We start from the raw sequence: 22770 nt of genomic DNA on the forward strand, positions 1-22770 counted from the left end.
AGAGACCCGATGGTCCCGTCAGCCCCTGCTGCCGGCCCCGCCCTGCCGGTGCTGGGCGGCAAGAAGAGCAGCTACCGGGAGCGGGTCGCCGACGCGTTGCGGGCCGCGCTGATCGCCGGTGAGCTGCGGCCGGGCGAGGTGTACTCCGCGCCCGCGCTCGCCGCCCGCTTCGGCGTCTCGGCGACGCCGGTGCGCGAGGCCATGCTGGACCTGGTCAAGGAGGGCCTGGTCGACACCGTGCCCAACAAGGGGTTCCGGGTCACCGCCGTCACCGAGAGACAGCTCGACGAGTACACCCACGTCCGCTCGCTCATCGAGATCCCGACCACCGTCGACCTGGCCCGGACCGCCGACCCGGTCTCCCTGGAGGCGCTGCGGCCCGCCGCCCGGGAGATCGTCGCCGCCGCGGCCGCCGGCGACCTCATCGCGTATGTCGAGGCCGACACCCGCTTCCATCTCGGTCTGCTCGCCCTCGCGGGCAACGCGCACCTCGTCGAGGTGGTCGGCGACCTGCGCAAACGCGCCCGCCTCTACGGCCTGACCGCGCTCGCCGAGTCCGGCCGGCTGCTGTCCTCCGCCCAGGAGCACCTGGAACTCCTGGACGCCCTTCTCGACCGTGACGAGGCCGCCGTACGCGCGGTGATGACCCGCCACCTCGGTCATGTCCGCGGTCTCTGGGCCGCTCAGGACTGATCACTGTCGGTGCGCATGTGACCGGCGTGACGGGGCAGAGTGTGATCGGAGCGACGCGCGCTCCACGTGACCTAGAAAGTATGATCGGCCAATGTCTGACATGACCGATACCACGCCCGGCTGGCTGCCGTCCGACGAACTCGAATCGGCGCGCGCCAGGATGCCGATCCTGTACGTCGAGGCCGTGCCCGTGCGCGTCGACGACAGCGGCGAAGTCACCAGCATCGGCCTGCTGCTGCGGATCGGCTCGGACGGAGCGGTCAGCCGCAACCTGGTCTCCGGCCGCGTGATGCACCACGAGCGGGTGCGCGACGCCCTTCTGCGCCATCTGGAGAAGGACCTCGGCCCGGTGGCTCTCCCCCGTGTCCCGGCCTCCCTCCAGCCCTTCACCGTCGCCGAGTACTTCCCGACGCAGGGCATCACGCCGTTCCACGACCCGCGTCAGCACGCGGTGTCCCTCGCCTACATCGTCCCGGTGTCCGGCGACTGCCGTCCTCGGCAGGACGCGCTCGACCTGGTGTGGTTCAGCCCGCAGGAGGCGGCGTCGGCGTCGGTCCAGAACGAGATGCCGGGCGGCCAAGGGGTCCTGCTGAAGCAGGCTCTGGGGCACGTGGGCTGTCTGTCCTAGACACCGGTACCACCGGTACGGGTTCCGGGCGGCGCGGCGCGCACGCGTGGCGTCGGCCCGGCCGGAGCGCGGGTCGGCTCGAAACGCCCGTCGTCCGAAACGCCGGTCGCTCGTCCGAAACGCCGGTCGCCGAGATGTTCGGCCATGTGGTTGGTCGCCCCATAGGGTCAACGCCGTTGCTCCGCAAGGAGATCGACGGCGTGGACGCGGGCCCTCACGGGCCGGGGAGGCGGCACATGGACCGGAACGAGCTGATACGACCGCTGCCGGAGCTGCTGAAGGAGCACGCCGAGAGGGCACCGACGCGGGTGGCCTTCGCCGACGACCTGCGTGCCGTCACCTATGCCGGGTTGGCGCGGCGCACCGGCGGGCTCGCCGCGTATCTCGCCCGGACGGGCCTGGCGCGCGGCGACCGGGTCGCGATCTGCCTCGGCAACCGCGTGGAGATGGTGGAGAGCGTCCTCGCCACCGTCCGGGCCGGCGGCGTCGGGGTGCCCCTCAACGCCCGCTCCTCCGACGCCGAACTGGCCCACTTCCTCCAGGACAGCGGCGCCTCGGTCGTCATCACCGACCCCGCGCGGCTCCCCCGCCTGCGCCGCCTCCGCCCCGCCACCGGGCAGCCCCGTCCAGGCGTCCTGCTGACCGGCCCGGGACCGGTTCCGGCGGACGCCCCCGACGGCACGGTGCTCTTCGAGACGGCGGTGGCGGACGGGACAGCGCCTGACTCCCCGGCCCCCCGGGACGACCTCGGGCTCGACGAGCCGGCCTGGATGCTTTACACCTCGGGCACCACCCACCGCCCCAAGGGCGTGCTGTCCACCCAGCGTGCCGCCCTGTGGTCGGTGGCCGCCTGCTACGCCCCGATCTTCGGCCTCTCACCGCAGGACCGGCTGCTGTGGCCCCTGCCCCTGTTCCACAGCTTCGGGCACTCCCTCGCGATCCTGGGCGTCACCGCTGTCGGCGCGAGCGCCCGCATCACCGCCGAACTTCTCCCGCCGGACGGCCTGTGGCGGGAATTGCGCACCCCGCACGAGGCCCTCGACGGCCCCTACACGGTCCTGGCCGGCGTGCCCGCGATCTACCACCGGCTGGTGGAGTCGGCCGAGGACACCCCCTTGCCGACGGGCCCGCGGACCTGTGTCGTGGCGGGCGCACCGAGTTCCCCCGCCCTGCGCCGGGCCGTGGAGCGGGCGCTGGGCGCGCCCCTGCTCGACGCGTACGGCAGCACCGAGACCTGCGGGATGATCGCGGTGAACCGGCCGGACGGGCCGAGGGTCGACGGTTCGTGCGGGCCTCCGGTACCGGGCGTGGACGTGCGGGTCGTCGATCCGGGTACTGGCAACGATGTCGCGGACGGCGCCGAGGGCGAGGTCTGGGTACGCGGCCCGGGCCTCATGACCGGCTATCACGACCGGCCCGAGGCGACCGCGGCGGCGCTCACGGACGGCTGGTACCGCACCGGCGACCTCGGCCGCCGCGCCGAGCACGGCCATCTCGTCCTCAGCGGCCGGGTCGGCGAACTGATCAACCGCGGCGGCGAGAACATCCACCCCACCGAGATCGAACAGGCTCTGCTGCACAGTCCCGGCGTCACGGACGCGGTGGTCGTGGGCGTGCCGCACGACGTCCTCGGCGAGGTCCCGGTGGCCTTCGTCGTACCGGCGCCGGACGGGTTCGACCCGCAGCGTGTACTGGCCGCGTGCCGGACCCGGCTGGCCGAGTACAAGCTGCCGGCCGAGATCCACGAGATCGCGGCTGTGCCGCGTACGGCGTCCGGGAAGATCGCCCGTCACGCGGTCGTCCTCCCGGAACCGGCCGGGCGGTCGACCGTCCCGGAACCGGTCCGGGGGTCGGTCGTTCCGGAACCGGTCCGGGGGTCGGTCGTTCCGGAACCGGTCCGGGGGTCGGTCGTTCCGGAACCGGTCCGGGGGTCGACCGTATCCGAACCGGTCCGGCGGTCGGTCGTTCCGGAACCGGACGCCCGGTCGGCGCCCGGGCCGTCGGCCGCCACCGCGGCGCCGGCCGACGGGTCGCTGCGCCGACGGGTGCTGGCCCTGCCGCCGGAGGGGCGGGAGCGGGCGCTGCGTGAGGCGGTGCTCGCCGCGACGGCTGAGGTGTGCGGCGGCGGACCGTACGAACGGCTCGACGCCGAGGGCCCGTTCACCGATCTCGGGCTGACGTCGGCGGGTGCCGTCACGCTGATCGAGCGGCTGGGCGAGGTGACCGGACTGCGGCTGCCCTCGACGCTGGTGTTCGACCATCCCACTCCGGCGGACCTCGCCCGGTCGATCCACACCACGCTCTTCGGTCCGATGGACGCGGCCGTACCGCGGTCCGGCGCGACGGTGGCACAGGGCGGGGCGGCGGACGATCCGGTGGTGATCGTCGCCATGGGGTGCCGTTATCCCGGGGACGTGTACTCGCCCGAGGACCTGTGGCGGCTGGTGTCGGAGGGCCGGGACGCCACCTCGGACTTCCCCGCCGACCGGGGCTGGGACCTGGCCGCCCTCTACGATCCCGACCCGGACCGGATCGGCACGTCGTACACCCGGCGCGGCGGATTCCTGCACCGGGCCGGGGAGTTCGACGCCGGGCTCTTCGGGATATCGCCGCGCGAGGCACTGGCGACGGACCCCCAGCAGCGGCTGCTGCTGGAGACCTCGTGGGAGGTCTGGGAGCGGGCCGGCATCGCCCCGGCCGCGCTGCGCGACAGCGAGACCGGGGTCTTCGTCGGCATGATGCACGCCGACTACTCCGTCGGGCTGCCCCACCACGAACTGGAGGCCCATCTCGGACTGGGCACCTCCGGCAGTGTGGCGGCCGGCCGGATCTCGTACGTGTACGGGCTGCGCGGACCGTCGATCACGGTCGACACCGCCTGTTCCTCGTCCCTGGTGGCCCTGCACTGGGCGGCCGCGGCACTGCGTTCCGGCGAGTGCTCCCTGGCCCTGGCCGGCGGGGTCACGGTGATGTCGACTCCGAAGGCCTTCACGGTGTTCAGCCGGCAGCGCGGGCTCTCCCCCGACGGCCGTTGCAAGTCCTTCTCCGCCTCCGCCGACGGCACCGCCTGGGCCGAGGGCGTCGGCCTGGTGCTCCTGGAACGCCTCTCCGACGCCCGCCGCAACGGTCACCCCGTCCTGGCCGTGCTGCGTGGCTCCGCCGTCAACTCCGACGGCGCGTCCAACGGTCTCGCCGCCCCGAACGGCCAGGCCCAACAGCGCCTGATCAAAAGGGTGTTGGCCGACTCCGGGCTCCACGCGGACGACGTGGACGCGGTCGAGGCCCATGGCACGGGCACGACACTGGGCGACCCCGTGGAGGCCCGTGCCCTGCTCGCCACGTACGGGCAGGGGCGCGGCGAGGACCGGCCCCCGGTGTGGCTGGGCTCGGTCAAGTCCAACCTCGGGCACACCCAGGCGGCCGCGGGGGTCGCGGGCGTCATCAAGATGGTGCAGGCGATGCGGCACGGGGAACTGCCGCGATCCCTGTACGCCGAGACCCCCTCGCCGCACGTCGACTGGTCCGCCGGCCGAGTGGAACCGCTGGCCTCCGCCCGTCCGTGGCCGCCGACCGAGGGCAGGCCGCGCCGGGCCGGGGTGTCGGCGTTCGGCATCGGCGGGACCAACGCGCATGTGATCCTGGAGGAGGCGCCTCATCCCCCGCCCGCCCACGCGGTCTCGGCGCCGCCCCACACCACCCGCGCGACCTCGCCCCTCCCCGACACCACCCACGCGACCTCGCCCCTGCCCGCCCCCTGGCTGCTCTCGGGGGCCGACGAGGGTGCCCTGCGTGAGCAGGCCCGTCGGCTCGCGGCCCGACTGGCGGCGTCGGGGCCCGAGTTGGCGTCGGCCGACATCGGTTTCTCCCTGGCCGTGTCGCGGTCGGCGCTGACCCACCGGGCGATGGTGCCGCCCGGGGACCGGGCGCGGATGCTCGCCGCGCTGGAGGCGCTCGCCGAGGGCGCGCATCCCACCGGCGTGGAACGGGCGATCGCAGACCCGGGTGTCCGTGCGGCTTTCCTGTTCACCGGTCAGGGAGCCCAACGCCCCCGCATGGGCGCCGAGTTGAGCGCTTCGTTCCCCGTCTTCGCGACAGCCTTCGCCGAGGTGTGCCGGGCCCTGGACGGCCGGCTCGAACGGCCGCTGGACGTGGTGCTCTCCGCCGAGCCCGGTTCGCCGGAGGCCGCCCTTCTCGACCGTACGGACTTCACCCAGGCGGGCCTGTTCGCCTTCGAGCTGGCACTGTTCCGGCTGCTGGAGTCCTGGGGGGTACGCGCCGACTTCCTGGCCGGGCACTCCGTCGGCGAACTGGCGGCGGCCCACATCGCCGGCGTACTGGACCTGACCGACGCGGCGACGCTCGTCGCGGCGCGTGGCCGGCTGATGCAGGCGCTGCCCGAGGGCGGGGCGATGGTGGCGGTGCACGCGACGGAGGAGGAAGTACGCACCGCACTCGCCGAGGCCGGTGACGGCGCCGACGCGGCGATCGCCTCCGTGAACGGGCCCCGCTCCGTGGTGATCTCCGGCGTACGGGACGCGGTGCTCGCCGTGGCCGCCGGGTTCGAGGCACGGGGGCGAAGGGCCGTACGGCTGCGGGTCGGGCATGCCTTCCACTCGCCGCTGGTGGAGCCGATGCTCGACGAGTTCCGCCGGGTCGCCGAGGGGCTGACCTTCCGGCCGCCGCGTATCCCGGTGGTCTCCGCGGTCACGGGTCGCCCGGCCGGCGCCGAGGAGTTGTGCTCCCCGGAGTACTGGGTGCGGCACGCGCGGCTGCCGGTGCGGTTCGCCGACACCGTGCGCCGGCTCGGCGACGACGGGGTGACGGCGTTCCTGGAACTCGGCCCCCGTCCGGCGCTCACCGCCATGGCCGAGGACTGTCTGCCCGGCCCGGACGACGGCGGCACGGGCCCTCTCTTCGCCGCCGCCACGCGAGCCGGCGAGCGCGAACCGGAGACCTTGCTGTCGGCCGTGGCCCGGCTCCATGTGCGCGGCGCGCGGGTCGACTGGCCCGCCGTCTTCGCGGGTACCGAGGCCCGGCGGGTGGAGCTGCCGACCTACGCCTTCCAGCGCCGACGGTACTGGTTGACCCCCTCCCCCGCCCCCGTGTCCACGCCGACTCCCCATGGTCACCCCCTGCTGGGCCCGGCTTTCCCGGTCCCGGACACCGACCGGACCGTGCTGTCCGGCCGCCTCTCCCCCACGACCCACCCCTGGCTCACCGACCATGTGATCGCCGGGACCGTACTCGTCCCCGCGACGGTCTTCGTGGAGACGGCCGTCCTGGCGGGCGACACGGTCGGCTGCGACACCCTCGACGAACTCGTGCTGCTGGCGCCGCTGGTCCTGCCCACCGCCGGTGTACGCGTGCAGGTCGTGGTGGGCGGGCCCGACGACTCCGGCCGTCGGCCGGTCGACATCTACTCCCGGTCCGAGGAGCCGACCGACGCCGACAGGGAACCCGGTTGGACCCGGCATGCGACTGGGATGGTCAGCAGGGCTCAACCCGAGACACCGGAGGCGTTGGGGGCGTCGTCACCCCGGGCATCCGGGTCGGAGGCAGGACCGACGCAGTGGCCGCCGCCGGGCGCGACCGAGGTCGACCTGACGGATGTCTACGACACCCTCGCGGAGGGCGGTCTCGCCTACGGCCCGGCCTTCCGGGGCGTACGGGCGGTATGGCGGCTCGGCGACGAGGTGCTCGCCGACGTACGGCTGCCCGAGGGCGAGTCGGCGGGCGCCGACCGGTTCGGGATCCATCCGGCGCTGCTGGACGCGGCATTACACGCCCCGCTGCTCACGGGGGTGGGGCCGGGTGCCGGGTCCGGCGCGGTCCGGGTGCCGTTCGCCTGGAACGGTGTGCGGCTCCACGCGTCGGGCGCCTCAGAGTTAAGGGTGCGGGTGACCCCGGCCGGGCCGGATACCGTCACGGTGACGCTCGCCGATCCGGCGGGCCGGCCGGTGGCACGCGTGGATTCGCTGAGCACCCGCGAACTCCCCTCCGAGACGGTCGAATCGGCCCAATCGGCCGGTGATCCGGCACGACGGGCTCTGTTGCGCCCCGAGTGGACCGCCTTCGGATCGCCGCCCGGCGAGACACGGAAGCACGCCTCGGGACAGCTGCGCTGGGAACTCGTGGGGCCGGATGAGTTGAACCTCCGCGAGGCGATTCCCGATGTCGTCGGAACAACCGACCTTGGGCCGGACGCGGTCGTCGCCGCCGCCCCGGACGCCGTCGTGCTCACCGCCGTCGGTCCGCCGACGGCCGAGGACGCGCCCACCGCCGTACGGCAGTTGACCGACCGGGTGCTGCGAACCCTCCAGGAGTGGCAGGACGATCCGCGCACGGCCGGATCCCGTCTGCTGATCGTGACGCGGAACGCCACCACCCCGAAGCCGGATCTCGCCGGTGCGGCGGTGTGGGGACTGGTGCGTACGGCCCAGTCCGAACTGCCCGGCCGTGTCGTCCTGGTCGACGTGGACGGACGGCCCGAGTCCCTGCGGCTGATCCCGGCGGCCATGGCCACCGATGAGGCCCAAATCGCCGTCTCCGCAGGCCGATTGAGGGTGCCACGGCTGACCAAGGCCCTCGAAACGCCGCCCGCAAGCGCACCCCGCCTCCACCGACCCGCCTCCAAAAACACCTCCAACACCTCCAACACCTCCAACGCCTTCGGCCCGACCGGCACCGTCCTGATCACCGGCGGTACCGGCGCACTCGGCGCGGCACTCGCCCGGCATCTGGTCACAGCACACGGCGTACGACACCTCCTGCTCATCTCACGCCGGGGCCACGACGCACCTGGTGCCGAGGAACTGCGCGCCCGGCTGGGGGAGTTGGGAGCCGAGGTCGGGATCGTCGCGTGCGACGTGGGCGACCGGGCGGCCTTGGCCGAGGTGGTCAAGGGATGTGAGCCCGCGCTGAGCGCGGTCGTCCATGCGGCCGGGGTGCTCGACGACGGCGTACTGGCCGCGCTGACGCCCGAGCGGATGGCGGCGGTGCTGCGGCCGAAGGCGGACGCGGCCTGGCATCTGCACGAGTTGACGCGGGACTTGGAGCTGTCGGCGTTCGTGCTGTTCTCCTCGGTGTCGGGTCTGCTCGGCCGGGCCGGCCAGGGCAACTACGCGGCGGCGAACTCCTTCCTGGACGCCCTCGCCCTCCACCGCACCGCGCTGGGGCTGCCCGCCCTGTCCTTGGCCTGGGGCCCCTGGGAGCACGGCGACGGCATGGCGGCGGACCATCGGCTCCGGGAGCCGGCACGGCATCCGGAGAACGGTGGTGACGTACTCCGGCCCCTCACCGTGGAGCAGGGACTCGCGCTGTTCGACGGGGCGATACGCGACGGCGGGCCCGTACTGGCGCCGATCCTGCTGGACCGGACCGCTCTGCGCTCCCCGCGAGGGCCGCTGCCGCCGCTCCTGCGAGGGCAGGAACCGCCACCTACCCGACGACCGGCCGCGGGGGCCGGAGCGGAAGCAGCCGACCACCACGGCTCATCGGAGCTCCTGCAGCCCGGCGCCTGGCGGAAGCTGCTGGCCGGGCTGCCCGCCGCCCAACGGGCGGGCGCGCTCGCGGAGTTGATGCGCGCCGATGTGGCCGTCGTGCTCGGTTATCCGAGTGCCGACGCGCTGCCGGTCGGCAAGTCCTTCGACGAGCTGGGCTTCGACTCGTTGATGGCGGTCCAGGTCCGCAACCGGCTGAGCCTGGCGCTACGGCTCCGGCTCTCCGCCGCCGTGGTCTTCGAGCACCCCACGGCGGACGGCCTGGCCCGGCACGTACTGGGTCTCCTAGACGACCTGCCGCAGGACCGCGAGCCCGAGCAGGTGCCCGAGGAACGGCCCGTGCAGTCCCTCTCCTCGCTCTATCGGCGGGTCTGCGAGGCCGGCCAGGTGGTCGCCGCGATGCACATGGTGGTCACCGCCTCCTGGGCCGTACCGACGTTCGACGCGTCCGGCAGCGCACGGCACGCCCTGCCGCCGCTGCGGCGGGCGGAGGGTTCGGGCGAGGGCCCGGTCGTGGTCTTCCTCGACGGGTATCACCCCGCGTTCCCCGGGCCGGGCGGAGGAGCGGCCCGCTTCCACGCCTGCTTCGACGGCGAGGGGGACGTCCTGGAGTTGCGGCACCCCGGTGTCGGCGCGGGGGCGGCGGTGCCGCAGGACCTGGAGACGCTGGCGCGTGTCCATGCCGAGACGGTGGTCCGGCATGTGGGCGGCCGGCCTTTCGTGCTCGTCGGTTCCTCCACGGGCGGCGCGGTCGCGCATCTCGTGACCCGGCGGCTGGAGGCCATGGGGTCCGCCCCCGTGGGCCAGGTGCTGCTCGACACCTATCTCGTCGACCGGGACCACATCGGAACGGACTGGCTGTCGGCTCTGCCTGCGGCCCTGGTCCCGCAGCTGACCGGGGGCCCGTCGACCGGTGACGACGACAGCGCGATCGCGGCGATGGGCGCGTACACCCGGATGTTCCTCGACTGGGAGCCGGAGCCGGTCGACACCCCGACCCTGCTGGTCCGGGCCTCGCGGCCGACTCCGCAGATGGCGGCGGGCGCGGACGGGGACGGCTGGCGGACGTCCTGGCCGCTGCCGCACGACGTCGTCGACGTCCCCGGCGACCACTTCTCGCTCGGACGGGAACACGCTCCGACCACCGTGGCGGCGATCCGCGCCTGGCTCGCCTCCCTCGACCACGCGGAGGTCCGCCCAGCGGCCGGCTCGGGGGCACCGGCCGCGGACAGCCCCTCGGCACCGACCACACAAGGAGACCAGTGACTGCGAGCGATCCCCTGGGCGAGGAGTTCGACGTGATCGTCGTGGGCGGCGGTCCGGCCGGGTCGACCGTCGCGTCGGCCGTGGCCCTGCGCGGCCACCGTGTGCTGCTCCTGGACCAGCAGACGTTCCCCCGGTACCAGATCGGCGAGTCGCTGCTGCCCTCCACCGTGCACGGGCTCTGCCGCATCCTGGGTGTCGAGGACGAGGTCGCCCGGGCGGGCTTCAAGGTCAAGCGCGGCGGCACCTTCCGCTGGGGCCGGAACCGGGAGCCGTGGCAGTTCTCCTTCGCGCTGTCGCCGCGGCTGTCCGACCCGACCTCCTTCGCCTACCAGGTCGAGCGGGCCAGGTTCGACGCGATCCTCCTGGACAACGCCCGCCGGATCGGTGTGGACGTACGGGAGGGCTGCCGGGTCTCGGACGTGGTCGCCGACGAGGAGCGGGTGCGGGGCGTGCGCTGGACCGGTCCCGGCGGCGGGATCCATGAGGCCAGGGCCCTGTACGTCGTGGACGCGTCCGGCAACACCAGCCGGATCCACGGCCATGTCGGCGGGAAGCGGACGTACTCCGACTTCTTCCGGAACATCGCGGTGTTCGGGTACTTCGCCGGCGGCGAGCGGCTGCCCAGGCCGAACGACGGCAACATCTTCTGCGCGGCCTTCGACGAGGGCTGGATCTGGTACATCCCGCTCCGGGACGACCTGACGAGCGTCGGCGCGGTGGTCAGCCGGGAGAACGCCGCCGCGGTCCAGGGGGACCCGGCCACGGCCTGGCGGCGGCTGATCGACTCGTGCCCCGACGTGCGGGACCTCCTCGACGGGGTGCCGCAAGCCACCGAGACGCCGTACGACCAGGTCCGGGTCCGCAAGGACTGGTCGTACTGGAAGACCGGCCTGTGGCGGCCGGGCATGGTGCTGGTCGGCGACGCGGCCTGCTTCGTCGACCCGGTGCTGTCCTCCGGCGTGCACCTCGCGACGTACGGGTCGCTGCTCGCGGCTCGGGCGATCAACAGTTCGCTCGACGGGACCCTCGAAGAGGCCCGTTGTTTCGCGGAGTTCGAGGCGCGCTACCGGCACGAGTACGGCCTGTTCTACGAGTTCCTGGTGTCGTTCTACGACATGCACCGGGACGAGCGGTCGTACTACTGGTCGGCCCGGAAGGTGACCAACGTCGGTGCGACGGAGTTGGAGGCGTTCGTGGAGCTGGTGGGCGGGCTGGCGTCCGGCGACGCGTCGCTCGCCGATCCCGGGCAGCGGGGCGCGCGTCTGGCGGCGGCCTCCTCGGACCTCGACGGGGCCGTGGGCCGGCTCCCGGACTCGGACGGCCGGCGCAACCCGCTCTACGAGTCCCCCGCCTTCCGCCGGACCTTCCACGAGGGCTCGGTGCTGCAGGAACGGGGCATCCACGGTGGGCCGTTGGAGGAGGAGGCGCCGCTGCGGCCCGGCGGGTTGGTGCCCTCGGAGGACGGGCTCACCTGGGTGGATCCGGCGCGCTGACCGGCTACGGCGGGGGCGTCGGCGCCTCGGGGGGTGGGTCAGCGGTACGACGTCGACGCTGCGGCCCGCATGGCCCAGGAGGCGCCCCATGTGCTTGACCGTGCGCAGCATCACCGAGCGCCGGCCGGCACGGGCTGGTCTCCTCCTGGGCGTCTGCTACGGGTTCGACCTGCCGCTCGGGCCGGGAGCGCACATCGGCCTGAGGTGAACCGCTCGCGTCACGTGTGGTGCGGGTTCCGGCTCAGCCTGGCCGCGGCGGGCGCCGCCAGTTCGCTCGCCGTGGCGCGGGCGACGGCGGCGCGGCCCGCTTCGCCCAGGGCGTCGGCGAGGCGGGCCTGGCCGAGCCAGTTGTAGGGGCTGTGCGGGCTCAGCCCGGTGCGTTCGCCCAGCAGCAGCCGGGCCAGGTCGTCCCGGCGGGCGCGGATGGCCGCCTCCAGGAGCGTCCGCTGGATCGCGTCCCGCTGGGCGTGACTGCCACCGAAGGTGTGCAGCCGCCGGCGGATCGGCCAGAGCAGTTCCACGACCGACGCGTAGTCCCCCCGCACGTACGCCACCAGCGCTTCGCACACGGGGAGGCCGATCTCGCCGGTCATCACCCGGTTGGTGTGCGGGCGCCCCTCCTCCTGGGCCGCCAGCCAGCGCCGCCGGTCGGCGACGAACTCGTCCGCCCTCTCCAGGCGGCCCGCTCCCGCGAACGCCATGACGGCGTGCACGTCGTTGAAGGCGTAGAACGGCGGGTCCTCACGCGCGGCCCACGCGTCGGCGAGGGTCTGCCAGCGGGCGTCCTGGTCCAGGTCGTCGAGGAGGAACCGCCACAACAGGGCTGCGGCGTCGAGGAGTTCCATGACGAACCCCGTCGAGTCCTTGTGGTGCAGTACGGCGTCGTAGATCCGCAGGGCCGTCCCGGTGTCGCCCGCCTCCAGGGCGTACAGGGCGTAGTGCCACCAGCTGTGCACGGTCAGGAGGCTGCCGCTCGCCCAGTCGTCGAGGCGTGCCTCGAGGAAGTCGATCCCCTCGGCGAACCGCCCCCGCATCTCGTGGACATGGACGACCGCGTGGATGGCCCAGATGTCGTGGGGGTTCTGTTCGACGGCGGCCCGGCCCACTTCCTGGGCGCGGTCGTAGTGCCCCGACTCCTCCAGGCCGAACGCGTACATGCCCATCAGGGGCCCGCGGTGGGGGTCGTCCGCCGCCCACGCGGGCAGGGCACCGCCGATCCGGTCGCGCAGCCGGGTCGCGTCGCCGGTGAAGAAGTCGAGCTGATGGCCGACCGCCAGGGCCAGCGGGTCACGCGGGCACTCCACGACCAGTTCCTCCAGGACCTGGCCGGCCCGCCCCATGTCGCCCGCGAGCCAGGCCTCCGCCGCGGCCATGTGCATGCGTTCCCGCCGGGGCAGCGCCGAGTGGTCCAGCCCGGCGTCGAACTCCGCGAAACGGCGGCGTGCCTCGGCGGCGTCCCGCGACTCGGTGCCCAGCACCCCCAGATAGGCCGCGAACGCCTGGGCCAGCGGTGAGGCCGGGGACGCCGCCACGGCGTCCGCGACCGCGTCCGGGAACTCGGGCCGGAAGAACAACAGCCCTTCCACGGCCCGGTCCAGGTGCTCCGCCCCTTCGGCGGTGCACTCGTACAGGCGGTTGCCGTACCGGTCGGTCACCATGGCTGCTCATCTCCGGTGCGTGTCGAGTGTCGTCGCCCCGTGGTCGTCGATCGGGAGGGCACGGATGGCCGCGCCGTCCCCATCAAAGCGACCGGCACTCCGCCCAGTCCACCCAGCAACCCCCGACACACCCCGAATCACCACCGTGCGCCGCGCGTTCAGCTACTCGCGACCGTCTACTCGCAACCGTCGCGGCCGCCATGCTCGGCGCACAGGCAGCCGACTCCGCGTTCGATCCACTCCTGGCCGGCCCACTCCGGACGGCGCGCGAGCATCAGCGCCCGGGATCGGGCCGGCGCCCCTGGCCGATGCCCTGCCCGAGGGGCTCACCTGCGTCCCCCTGACCGGCATGCCGCCCAGCCGCCTCGTGGTCGCCTGGAACAGCGCCGACACCGATCCCCCTCGTCCACTCCTTCGTCAGCGTCGCCACGGCCGGCTACGCCGCGGCGAGGGACGGTTCCCAGGCGGCCGTACGGAACCGGAGCGTCCCTTTCCTCCTGTGTCACTGGCCCCCCGCCTGCGTGTTTTCGCCACCTTCGAACGAGCGTGACAGTGGCCGCGCACCCCGAGAACATCAGGGCACGTCAGAACGGCTCCGCACATGCGGACTGAAGCCTTGGAGTGACACGCGTATGAGAAAGAACCGGATCGCGGTGCTCATCGCCGCTGGGGTCATGCTGCTGACCGGAGGCATCGGCGGTATGCAGACCGCGAGCGCCGCGCCCACCATCGACGGTGTCTGCGGCAGCTACTGGGGCACGAGCTGGCCCCCGCCGACTGTCAGCCAGGGATCCGTCGACACGACGAGCCCCTCCGCCGTCATGCTCGCCCAGTGTTATCTGAACCTCTCCATGTCGGGCGACAACCTGACGATCGACGGCAGGTTCGGACCGCTCTCCAACACCGCGGCCCGGCGATTCCAGTCCTGCGCCGGCCTCTCCGTCGACGGGTACGTCGGCCCGAACACCTGGAACAGCCTGCGCTACTGGGCGAACAGCCCGAACTACGTGTGCAATCTCGACCTGTGACCTGAACGGACGAGCCACCAACGACGACGCGTGTCCATCGCGGCCCGGACCGCGCTGGACGCGTGTCCCTTTCACGGGGTAGGCACTACCGCTCCAGTTAGGGGTGACATGAATTCCAGACACTCGATTCCCTCCGGTCCCTCCGACTCCGCGGGCCCAGGCCGGACCGCCGGAGCGTTACCCCGGCGCACGCTGCTGGGGGCCCTGGGCGCCGCCGTCGTGGCCGGGGCCGTCTCCCGTCCGACCACGGCTGCCGCCGCCTCGTCACAGGCCGCCGCCGACTACGTACTGGTGTCGCGACAGGCGTGGGGTGCGGACGAGAGCCTCCGCTTCGGTTCCGACGGCACCGAGACCTGGTCGCCCGAGTACCACCCCGTGCAGACGCTGTCGGTTCACCACACCGGCAGCCCGAACGGTGAGGCCAACCCCGCGGCCAGGGTCCGCACGATCTACCGCGATCAGACGGTCACCCAGGGGTGGGGCGACATCGGGTACAACTACCTGATCGACGCGAGCGGACGGGTGTACGAGGGGCGCTGGTCCGGCACCGACGGGGATGCCGCGCACAACGCGGCGGGTCGGCTGGTCACCGGTGCTCACATCGGCGGGTACAACCCCGGAAACATCGGGATCGCCCTGCTGGGGACGCTGGTCGACACCCCGCCGACGGCCGCCGCGCGTACCGCGCTCGTCCAGCTGCTCGCCGAACTCGCCGTGCGGCACTCCATCGACCCCCAGCGGGAGAAGGTGGTCTACGTCAACCCGGTCAACGGCGCCATCTGGGACGGGCACGCCATCTCCGGACACCTCGACTGGGCGGCCACCGACTGCCCCGGCGGCATGCTGTACACCCAACTGCCCGCGATCCGGGCCGCCGTCGCCGACCTGATCGCCCGGTGATCCCCCGAACCCGAAAGTCCCCTTAGCGTGCACATGGCCGGTCTTCATGTTGTCCGCCGCCGAGACCGTCCGGCATGGTCGAACCGTGACGCAGCCGCCGTAGGGAGGCCGCTGCTTCCGGGGGGACCGGGGGAACAGATGTTGCGCATCCATTTCGGGCCCGAGGATCTTGCACGGACCAGGATCGCGGCGGCTCCCGACCCCCTGTGGGAGATCGCCTCCAGCCTGCACCGCTTCCAGACCCAGAGCGGACGCCGGTCCTACGCCGACTGGTACCGGGAGGCCCGTGCCGCCCTGTCCGACAACCGCCTGGGGACGGCCGTACTGGGCCTGTTGACGCTGTTCCCCCGCGCGACCTACTTTCCCGACTTCCTGACCCCGTGCGAGGCGGAGTCAGGACTGGAACACGGACTCGCGGCGATCTTGAGCACTCCGCCCGCCCGGGTCCGGCACGAGGTCGGACGGCTGGTGCAGGTCACCGACGCCCCGTCAGCCGTCTTCGCCCTGGTGGACAAGGCCGCCCGCGAAGAGCTGGTGCGCGTCCTGCGGGCCTACGACAACGCCGTCATCGCTCCGTACCGCGACCGTATGCAGACCTGCGTCGACGCCGAACGCGGCCGGCTGGCCCGGGCGTTCCTCGACGGCGGAACCGACAGCATGCTCCGCAGCCTGCCGCCGATCATGCGCTGGCGCCCTCCCGTCCTGGAGGTCGACTACTGCGAGACCCGCGATCTTCATCTCGACGGCCGCGGCCTGCTGTTCATCCCGTCGTACTTCTGCTGGCGCACCCCGGTCTCCCTCGCCGACCCCGGCCTGCCGCCGGTCCTCGTGTATCCCGTGAGCCGCCCGGATCCCCGGGCAGCGCCCGACCGGACCGACGCGCCCCTGACCGCGCTGCTCGGGCGCACGCGTGCCGCCGTACTGAACGTCGTCGCCAACGGCGCCACCAACTCGGAACTCGCCCGCGCGGTCAGCGTCTCCCCCGCCACCGCGACCCACCACACGACCGTCCTGCGCGACGCGGGCCTCATCGAGAGCCAGCGCCACGCCAACACCGTCCTCCACACCCTCACACCGGCCGGCGCGGCGCTGCTCCGCTCCCACCGAAGAGGCCCGTCCCCGGTCGCCTAGGGACGTGTGGCGATCATCGGCCGCACACGTGACCATGGGAGTGCCGGTTCCCCCCTGCGACGCGGCGCAGAGCAGAGCAGAGCACCAGGAAGGTGGTACCCGATGTGCCGGTGGCTCGCCTACTCGGGAACACCCGTCCTGCTCGACACCATCCTGTACAGACCGGCGCACTCACTGATCGACCAGAGCCTGCACTCCCGGATGGGCGTCGAGACCACCAACGGTGACGGGTTCGGCGTCGGCTGGTACTCACCGGACCTGGACACCCCCGCGGTCATCCGCGACACCGGTCCGGCCTGGAGCAACCGCAATCTGCGGGAGATCGCCGACCACGTCCGCTCCCCGCTCTTCTTCGCCCACATCCGCGCCTCGACCGGCACCGCGGTGCAGCAGACCAACAGCCACCCGTTCCGCCACGGCCGCTGGATGTGGATGCACAACGGCGCGATCGCCGACTTCCACCTGATCCGCCGAGACCTGGCGCTGGCCGTCGCCCCGGCGCTCTACTCGTGCATCGAGGGATCGACGGACTCCGAACTGATGTTCTTCCTGGCCCTCACCCTCGGCCTGGAGGAGGACCCCCCGGGCGCCGTCGCACGTATGGCCGGCCTGGTGGAACGCACCGGTCACCGGCACGGTGTGGAGTTCCCGCTGCAGATGACGGTCGCCGTGACGGACGGACAGGCGCTGTGGGCCTTCCGCTACTCCAGCCAGAAGACGTCACGCTCGCTGTTCTACAGCACCCGTGTGGAGACGCTGCGCTCCCTCCACCCCGACCTGGCGTTCCTGCGGGAGGTCTCCGACGAGACCCGCCTCATCGTCTCCGAGCCCCTGGGCGATCTCCCCGGCGCCTGGAACGAGCTCCCCGAGAGCAGCTACGGCGTCGTACGCCCCGGAGCGGACGAACTGCTCCCCTTCGCCCCGCAAGCCGCGTAGCGCCCCCGGGAACGACATGTGCCCTCGGCGGCGTGAACCGACACCGCGGGGACTGCCCACGACCACTGCGCGGAGAGTCCTCGCGGTGTCACCGCTGTCGGCGGCGGCTCAGAGCAGCTTGTCCTTCGCCTTGTAGTAGGCGCCGCCGAACGGCAGGAACCAGGGCGTGCCGTTGTAGAAGGGGACGGGCACCTTCGGGAAGCCGAAGCCGCGCAGCGGGTTGGCCTCGGGCCTGCCGTCCATCATCTCGGCGACCGCGCGGCCCATGTACGTGGCCATCTGGACGCCGTGGCCGCAGTAACCCATGGAGTAGTACAGGCCGTTGACGTCACCCGCGTGCGGAATGCGGTCCCAGGAGAACCCGACCATGCCGCCCCACACGTAGTCGATGCGCACCCCCGCCAGCTGCGGGAAGATCTCGGTCATCTCCCGCTTGAGGATGTCACCGCTCTTGACGTCGGAGGCCGGGTTGGAGGGGGCGAAGCGGGCCCGGCCGCCGAAGGCGAGGCGGTTGTCCGGGGTGAGGCGGACGTAGTGGCCGACATTCTTGTGGGCGACCAGCAGGCGGCCGTTCGGGATGAGCTCCTTGGCGCGCGCCTCCCCCAGCGGCTCGGTCACGATGATGAAGCTGCCGACGTTGATCAGCCGCTTGCGGAACCACGGCATCGACTTGTCGGTGTAGGCGTCCGTCGCCGCCATGACCTGCTGGGCACGGATGGTGCCGTGCAGGGTCTCCACCAGGAAGCCGCCGCCGGGCAGGCGCGTGAGGCCGGTGGCGGCGTTGCGCTCGTGGATCTCGGCGCCGGCACGCTCGGCGGCCTCTGCCAGGCCGCCGACGAACTTGCCCACGTGCAGGCCCGCGCTGAGCGGGTCGAGCAGGGCGCCGTGGTAGTAGTCCGTGCCGAGCTCGGCCCGCAGTTCGCTCCTGCTCAGGACGACCGTCTCGTGGCCGAAGTTCTCGGCCAGGTCGCGCTGCTTGGCCCGCAGGCCCTCGAAGTGCTGGGGCTTGCAGACCGCGCCGAGGCGTCCCGAGCGGTTGAAGTCGCAGTCGATGTTCTCGGTGTGGGTGAGCTCCTCCACGACGTCGACCGCCTCGCGGAACGCGTTGTACAGCTCGCGGGCGCGCTCCTGGCCGTAGCGCTTGCGGGCCTCGGCGGGGGCGATGGTGATGCCCTGGGTGCACATGCTGCCGTTGCGCCCGGAGGCGCCCGAGCCCACCTTGTCCTTCTCCACGAGGACGACCCGGGCGCCCTTGCGGGCGGCGTGGTAGGCGGTGGACAGACCGGTGAGGCCGCCGCCGATCACCACCACGTCCGCCTCGTCGGGCAGGTCCTTTCCGGAACGGTCGGGCAGGGCGGGGGCTGTGTCCAGCCAGTAGGGGATCTGCTTCATGGCGTGCGTCCTCACATCCGTACGAAGGTTCAGCAGCCGAGGAGCTTCGGCAGGCCCGACAGGTCCCGCAGCTCGTCGTACGGCTGGTAGTCGGCGCTGCCCGGGCGGCCGTAGCGGTTGATCCACACCCGGCGCTTCAGGCCGAGGTCGCGGGTCGGGATGTGGTCGTACTCCCAGCCCTGGGCGGTGTGGATGACCTGGGACGGCTCGACGCCCATGGTCTTGAAGGCGTACTCGAAGGTCTGGCGGTCCGGCTTGTAGGCGCCGGCCTGCTGGGCGGTGATGACGTAGTCGAACTCGACGCCGATGTTCTCGACGTTCCGCGCGATCATGTTGTCGTCCGTGTTGGAGATGATCGCGATCTCGTACTTGGTCTTCAGGGCGCGCAGCGCGTCCGGGACCTCCGGCCAGGGACCGAAGGTGGGGACGGCCTCGACCAGGGCGTCGCCGTCGGACTCGCGGTACTCCAGGCCGTGCAGGCGCATGGCGTTGCGCAGGCTGGAGTGCAGGATCTCGTGGTAGGGGCGGTAGGCCTCCAGGACGGCCTGGAAGCGCATGACGCGGAAGTCGTCGAGGAACTCGTCGACGTCCAGGTTGTCCAGGTCCAGCCGGTCCTCGAGGACCTTCAGGGTCGTGGGGGCGAGCTCGAAGTTGATCAGGGTCGCATAGGCGTCGAAGGTGACGATCTCTCGCATGGTGTTCGCCTCAGTCTCGCGGGTTTCCGGATTTCCAGGGGGCGGGGTGGGGGCTTTCAGACGACGCGTTCGCCGGGGGTGACGATCGCGTCGAGTGCGGCCAGGTCGGCCGCGTCGGGGATCCAGTCGGCCGCCGCCGCGTTGGCGGTGACCTGCTCGGGGGTCATGGCGCCGCAGATGACGGAGCCGACGGCGGGGAGCGCGGCCAGTGCGCCCACGGCGACCTGGAGGAGGGTCAGGCCGCGTTCGGCGCCGTACGCGGTGAGCGCCTCGGCCTTGTCGAGGGCCGCGTCCGTGAGCCAGCCCTGCCGCCAGGACAGGCGGCTGCCGGGCGGGGGCTCCTCGCCGCGCCGGTACTTGCCGCTGAGCAGGCCGTTGGCCAGCGGGTAGTACGGCAGCAGGGCGACGCCGTGGCGCAGGCAGGCCGGGACCAGGTCCTGCTCCACACCGCGGTCGAGCAGGTGGTAGCGGGCCTGGGTGGAGACGAAGGCGTCGCTGAGGTCCTCGGCCGGGAGGTTGGAGCAGCCGAGGTGGCCGATCTTGCCCTCGTCGACCAGTTCCCGCAGGGCGGCGACGGTCTCCTCCAGCGGGGTGACGCCGTCCGGCTCGTGGTACTGGTACAGATCGATCCGGTCGGTGCCCAGGCGGCTCAGCGACGCCTCGACGGCGTACCGGATGTAGGGGCGGGAGCCGCGCGGGCCGTGCGGGTCCGCCTCCGGACCCATCTGCATGCCGAACTTGGTGGCCAGCACGACCTCGTCGCGGTACCCCTTGAGGGCGGCGCCGAGGAGCCGTTCGCCGTCACCGCGTCCGGTGCCGCTCTCACCGAACCCGCCGTACATGTCGGCCGTGTCGAACAGGGTGATCCCGGCGTCGAGGGCCGCGTGGACGACCGCCTTCGTGCCGTCCTCGTCGAGGCGGGAGCCGAAGTTGTTGCCGCCCACCCCCACGACGGAGACGGTCGGGCCGCGCTCACCGAGCGCGCGGTACCTCATGACCGGGCTCCTCTGAAGGCGTTCATGACCGGCTCCCGAAGCCGATGCAGACGTTCTTGGTCTGCGTGTAGCTGTCGAGTGCCGCGAGGCCCTTCTCCCGGCCCCAGCCGCTGTGCTTGTAGCCGCCGAAGGGGAGTTCGACGCCGGTGCCGACGCCGGTGGCGTTGACGTAGACCTGGCCGGCCCGGATGCCCTCGGCGAGGCGCATCGCCTTGTCGATGTCGCGCGTCCAGACGTACGAAGCCAGGCCGTACGGGCTGTCGTTGGCGATGTCCAGGGCCTCGTCGGTGTCGTCGAACTCGATGACGGTGATGACGGGGCCGAAGATCTCCTCGCGGGCGCACCGGGCGTCGTTGGTCAGACCGGTGAGGACGGTCGGCTCGACGTAGTAGCCGTCGGCCAGGGCCGGGTCGGACGGCGCACCGCCACCGGCCCGTGCCACGGCGCCCTCCTGCCGGGCCACTTCGAGGTACCCCAGCACCCGGTCGCGCTGCCGGGCGGCGACCAGCGGACCGATGTCCGGGTCCGCGAGTCCGGGGCCCAGGCGCAGTGAGGCCGCGTGTGCGACCAGCTTGTCGAGGAACTCCTCGGCGCCGCGCTGGAGCAGCAGCCGGGTGCCGGCCGAGCAGGTCTGGCCGGCGTTGCCGAAGGCCGAGGCCGCGACGGCGGTCAGCGCCAGGTCGAAGTCGGCGTCGGCGAAGACCACGACCGGGGACTTGCCGCCCAACTCGGTGACGGAGGGCACCACGTTGGCCGCGGCGGCCTGGGCGACCTTGATGCCGGTCGGCACCGAACCGGTGAAGGTGACCTGGTCGATGTCCGGGTGCCCGGCGAGGGCCGCGCCGGTCTCGCCGTCGCCGGGGACGACGTTCAGGACGCCCGGCGGAAGACCGCACTCCAGGGCGATCCTGCCGATCTCCAGCGGGGTCAGCGGTGCCTCCGGCGACGGCTTGAGCACCACCGTGCAGCCCGCCGCCAGTGCCGGGGCGGACCCGCGAGCGGTGTTCTGGAGCGGGTAGTTGAACGGGATGATCTGGCCGGAGACCCCGATCGGCTCACGGACCGTGTAGTCGATCAGGCCGGGCCCGAGGGGGATCGTCGTGCCGCCGAGCTTGTCGGCGACGCCCGCGTAGAACTCGAAGTAGCGGGCCGCCGCCTCGACATCGGCCTTGGCCTGGCGGAGCGGCTTGCCGACGTCCTGGCTCTCCAGGCGGGCCAGCCGTTCGCCCTGGTAGCGGATGGCCTCCGCGATCCGGTACAGGACCCGGCCCCGGTCGGCCGCCCGCATACGGGCCCACGCGGGAGAGGTGAGGGCCGAGCGGGCCGCCGCCACCGCCTGGTCCACGTCCGCCTTGCCCGCCAGCGCCACCTGGGCGATGGCCGTGCCGTCCGACGGGTCGAGGACCGTGAAGGAGCGTCCGTCGGCGGCGGGCACCTGCTTGCCGTCGATCAGCAGCTCGGTCAGCCGCAGTTCACCGCTCATGGCCGGATCTCCCCCTGGACCTCACCGAAGATGACGACCTCGTCGCCCGGACGGACCGTACGGATCCGGCGCACCCAGAGCACGATGCCCTCCTGCGGGGCGACGACCTCCTCCAGGGTGTTGCCGTAGTGGTCGGTGATGGTGGCGATCAGGTCGCCTTCCTTGCAGGTCTCGCCCGGCTCGGCGCGAGCGACGAAGAAGCCTCCGGAGGCGGAGCGGGCGAAGGTGCCGGAGACGGTCGTGTAGGTGTCGCGCAGCTCCGCCTCACCGTCGATCAGGCCGAGTTGGCGCAGGACGTTGCGGATCGAGTTCATGTGCGTCTCGACGTTGGCCTCGCGGTAGGTGCCGCCGCCGACCTCGATGGTGATGGCGGGCTTGCCGGCCGCGAGCGTGGGGTGGCGGACCGTGCCGCCCCACTTGCCGCCCTTCCAGACCAGCTCGTGCCCGGCGGCGAGGGCGAGGTCCGTCGCCAGGTCCTCGTAGCCGCCCTGGAGGATGACGAGCGGGGCGATCTCGCCGTAGGCGCCGCCGGTGTGCAGGTCGACCAGGGCGTCGATGGCGGGGACGACCTTCTCGACGAAGGTGGCGGCCAGGCGCTGGGAGTACGAGCCCTCCGCGTCGCCCGGGAAGATCCGGTTGAGGTTGAGGTGGTCGAGGCCGCTGGTGCGGGCCGCCGCCTCGAAGGCCGGGGTGTTCAGGCAGGGGATGCCGACGACGGTGCCGCGCAGGGTGGCCGGGTCGATCTCGGCGAGGACCCGGCGGACGGCTTCCTGGCCGTCGTACTCGTCGCCGTGCACGCCGGCGTCCACGCACAGGACCGGGCCGTCCTGGACGCCGTTGACGACGATCAGAGGTATGCCGAGCTCCACTCCGTAGCTGCTGGTGCCGACCGGGATGAGGCCCTGGGCGCGTTCGCCGGGGGCGACGGTCAGTGGACCGATGGAGTACATGTGGTTCCTTTCCACAGCAGGTG

The 22770-nt window shown here is 72.5% G+C and carries 14 protein-coding genes; 8 read left to right on the forward strand and 6 right to left on the reverse strand.

The genetic code is table 11. From position 1 onward, the window contains the following. The first annotated feature begins 9 nt into the window (after window positions 1-9). From JIX56_RS04330 to JIX56_RS04345, 4 genes are all read left to right on the forward strand, one after another. Window positions 10-693, forward strand: a complete 684-nt coding sequence (locus JIX56_RS04330) for a GntR family transcriptional regulator (RefSeq protein WP_257537428.1) — start codon at window positions 10-12, stop codon at window positions 691-693. A gap of 100 nt (window positions 694-793) precedes the next feature. Next, complete coding sequence (locus JIX56_RS04335; protein ID WP_257537429.1) at window positions 794-1321, forward strand: NUDIX hydrolase family protein; 528 nt, start codon at window positions 794-796, stop codon at window positions 1319-1321. A gap of 236 nt (window positions 1322-1557) precedes the next feature. Then, a complete protein-coding gene (locus tag JIX56_RS04340; RefSeq protein WP_257537430.1) occupies window positions 1558-10086 on the forward strand; it encodes a type I polyketide synthase in 8529 nt (2842 codons plus the stop codon). After that, window positions 10083-11579, forward strand: coding sequence for a tryptophan 7-halogenase (locus JIX56_RS04345; protein ID WP_257537431.1), 1497 nt, complete (start codon window positions 10083-10085; stop codon window positions 11577-11579). The genes JIX56_RS04340 and JIX56_RS04345 overlap by 4 nt, the downstream gene beginning before the upstream one ends. Window positions 11580-11797: 218 nt before the next feature. On the opposite strand, the gene JIX56_RS04350 is transcribed toward JIX56_RS04345, so the two are convergent. Beyond that, window positions 11798-13237: a tetratricopeptide repeat protein gene (locus JIX56_RS04350; RefSeq protein WP_257537432.1), complete on the reverse strand. Its 1440-nt coding sequence runs from the start codon at window positions 13235-13237 to the stop codon at window positions 11798-11800. A gap of 632 nt (window positions 13238-13869) precedes the next feature. Between JIX56_RS04350 and JIX56_RS04360 the strand changes: the two genes are divergently transcribed. The 4 genes from JIX56_RS04360 to JIX56_RS04375 all read left to right on the forward strand — a co-directional run bounded on the left by JIX56_RS04360 (window position 13870) and on the right by JIX56_RS04375 (window position 17232). Continuing rightward, window positions 13870-14265: a peptidoglycan-binding domain-containing protein gene (locus JIX56_RS04360; RefSeq protein WP_257550723.1), complete on the forward strand. Its 396-nt coding sequence runs from the start codon at window positions 13870-13872 to the stop codon at window positions 14263-14265. 108 nt (window positions 14266-14373) lie between these two features. Continuing rightward, window positions 14374-15165 carry an N-acetylmuramoyl-L-alanine amidase gene (locus tag JIX56_RS04365; RefSeq protein WP_257537433.1) on the forward strand — a complete coding sequence of 264 codons (792 nt, stop codon included), beginning with the start codon at window positions 14374-14376 and terminating at the stop codon, window positions 15163-15165. 138 nt (window positions 15166-15303) lie between these two features. Continuing rightward, window positions 15304-16296 carry an ArsR/SmtB family transcription factor gene (locus JIX56_RS04370; protein ID WP_257537434.1) on the forward strand — a complete coding sequence of 331 codons (993 nt, stop codon included), beginning with the start codon at window positions 15304-15306 and terminating at the stop codon, window positions 16294-16296. A gap of 102 nt (window positions 16297-16398) precedes the next feature. Then, complete coding sequence (locus JIX56_RS04375) at window positions 16399-17232, forward strand: class II glutamine amidotransferase (protein ID WP_257537435.1); 834 nt, start codon at window positions 16399-16401, stop codon at window positions 17230-17232. Between the two features lie 108 nt (window positions 17233-17340). Here JIX56_RS04375 and JIX56_RS04380 read toward each other — a convergent pair whose 3' ends face one another. The 5 genes from JIX56_RS04380 to JIX56_RS04400 are packed head-to-tail and all read right to left on the reverse strand — an operon-like array spanning window position 17341 to window position 22747. Continuing rightward, window positions 17341-18624 carry an NAD(P)/FAD-dependent oxidoreductase gene (locus tag JIX56_RS04380; RefSeq protein WP_257537436.1) on the reverse strand — a complete coding sequence of 428 codons (1284 nt, stop codon included), beginning with the start codon at window positions 18622-18624 and terminating at the stop codon, window positions 17341-17343. Window positions 18625-18653: 29 nt separating this feature from the next. After that, window positions 18654-19319 carry a haloacid dehalogenase type II gene (locus JIX56_RS04385; RefSeq protein WP_257537437.1) on the reverse strand — a complete coding sequence of 222 codons (666 nt, stop codon included), beginning with the start codon at window positions 19317-19319 and terminating at the stop codon, window positions 18654-18656. Between the two features lie 56 nt (window positions 19320-19375). After that, window positions 19376-20314, reverse strand: coding sequence for an aldo/keto reductase (locus JIX56_RS04390; RefSeq protein WP_257537438.1), 939 nt, complete (start codon window positions 20312-20314; stop codon window positions 19376-19378). A gap of 22 nt (window positions 20315-20336) precedes the next feature. Continuing rightward, window positions 20337-21797, reverse strand: coding sequence for an aldehyde dehydrogenase family protein (locus JIX56_RS04395; RefSeq protein WP_257537439.1), 1461 nt, complete (start codon window positions 21795-21797; stop codon window positions 20337-20339). Then, window positions 21794-22747: a succinylglutamate desuccinylase/aspartoacylase family protein gene (locus JIX56_RS04400; RefSeq protein WP_257537440.1), complete on the reverse strand. Its 954-nt coding sequence runs from the start codon at window positions 22745-22747 to the stop codon at window positions 21794-21796. The genes JIX56_RS04395 and JIX56_RS04400 overlap by 4 nt, the downstream gene beginning before the upstream one ends. Window positions 22748-22770: the final 23 nt, after the last annotated feature.

This window comes from Streptomyces sp. CA-210063 (genome assembly GCF_024612015.1).
Lineage (GTDB): Bacteria > Actinomycetota > Actinomycetes > Streptomycetales > Streptomycetaceae > Streptomyces.

What these genes read in the sequence shown, in the direction of transcription:
- JIX56_RS04330 (WP_257537428.1), top strand. Translation starts at nt 10, where the DNA reads ATGGTCCCGTCAGCCCCTGCTGCCGGCCCCGCCCTGCCGGTGCTGGGC.
- JIX56_RS04335 (WP_257537429.1), top strand. Translation starts at nt 794, where the DNA reads ATGACCGATACCACGCCCGGCTGGCTGCCGTCCGACGAACTCGAATCG.
- JIX56_RS04340 (WP_257537430.1), top strand. Translation starts at nt 1,558, where the DNA reads ATGGACCGGAACGAGCTGATACGACCGCTGCCGGAGCTGCTGAAGGAG.
- JIX56_RS04350 (WP_257537432.1), bottom strand. Translation starts at nt 13,237, where the DNA reads ATGGTGACCGACCGGTACGGCAACCGCCTGTACGAGTGCACCGCCGAA.
- JIX56_RS04360 (WP_257550723.1), top strand. Translation starts at nt 13,870, where the DNA reads ATGAGAAAGAACCGGATCGCGGTGCTCATCGCCGCTGGGGTCATGCTG.
- JIX56_RS04365 (WP_257537433.1), top strand. Translation starts at nt 14,374, where the DNA reads ATGAATTCCAGACACTCGATTCCCTCCGGTCCCTCCGACTCCGCGGGC.
- JIX56_RS04370 (WP_257537434.1), top strand. Translation starts at nt 15,304, where the DNA reads ATGTTGCGCATCCATTTCGGGCCCGAGGATCTTGCACGGACCAGGATC.
- JIX56_RS04375 (WP_257537435.1), top strand. Translation starts at nt 16,399, where the DNA reads ATGTGCCGGTGGCTCGCCTACTCGGGAACACCCGTCCTGCTCGACACC.
- JIX56_RS04380 (WP_257537436.1), bottom strand. Translation starts at nt 18,624, where the DNA reads ATGAAGCAGATCCCCTACTGGCTGGACACAGCCCCCGCCCTGCCCGAC.
- JIX56_RS04385 (WP_257537437.1), bottom strand. Translation starts at nt 19,319, where the DNA reads ATGCGAGAGATCGTCACCTTCGACGCCTATGCGACCCTGATCAACTTC.
- JIX56_RS04390 (WP_257537438.1), bottom strand. Translation starts at nt 20,314, where the DNA reads ATGAGGTACCGCGCGCTCGGTGAGCGCGGCCCGACCGTCTCCGTCGTG.
- JIX56_RS04395 (WP_257537439.1), bottom strand. Translation starts at nt 21,797, where the DNA reads ATGAGCGGTGAACTGCGGCTGACCGAGCTGCTGATCGACGGCAAGCAG.
- JIX56_RS04400 (WP_257537440.1), bottom strand. Translation starts at nt 22,747, where the DNA reads ATGTACTCCATCGGTCCACTGACCGTCGCCCCCGGCGAACGCGCCCAG.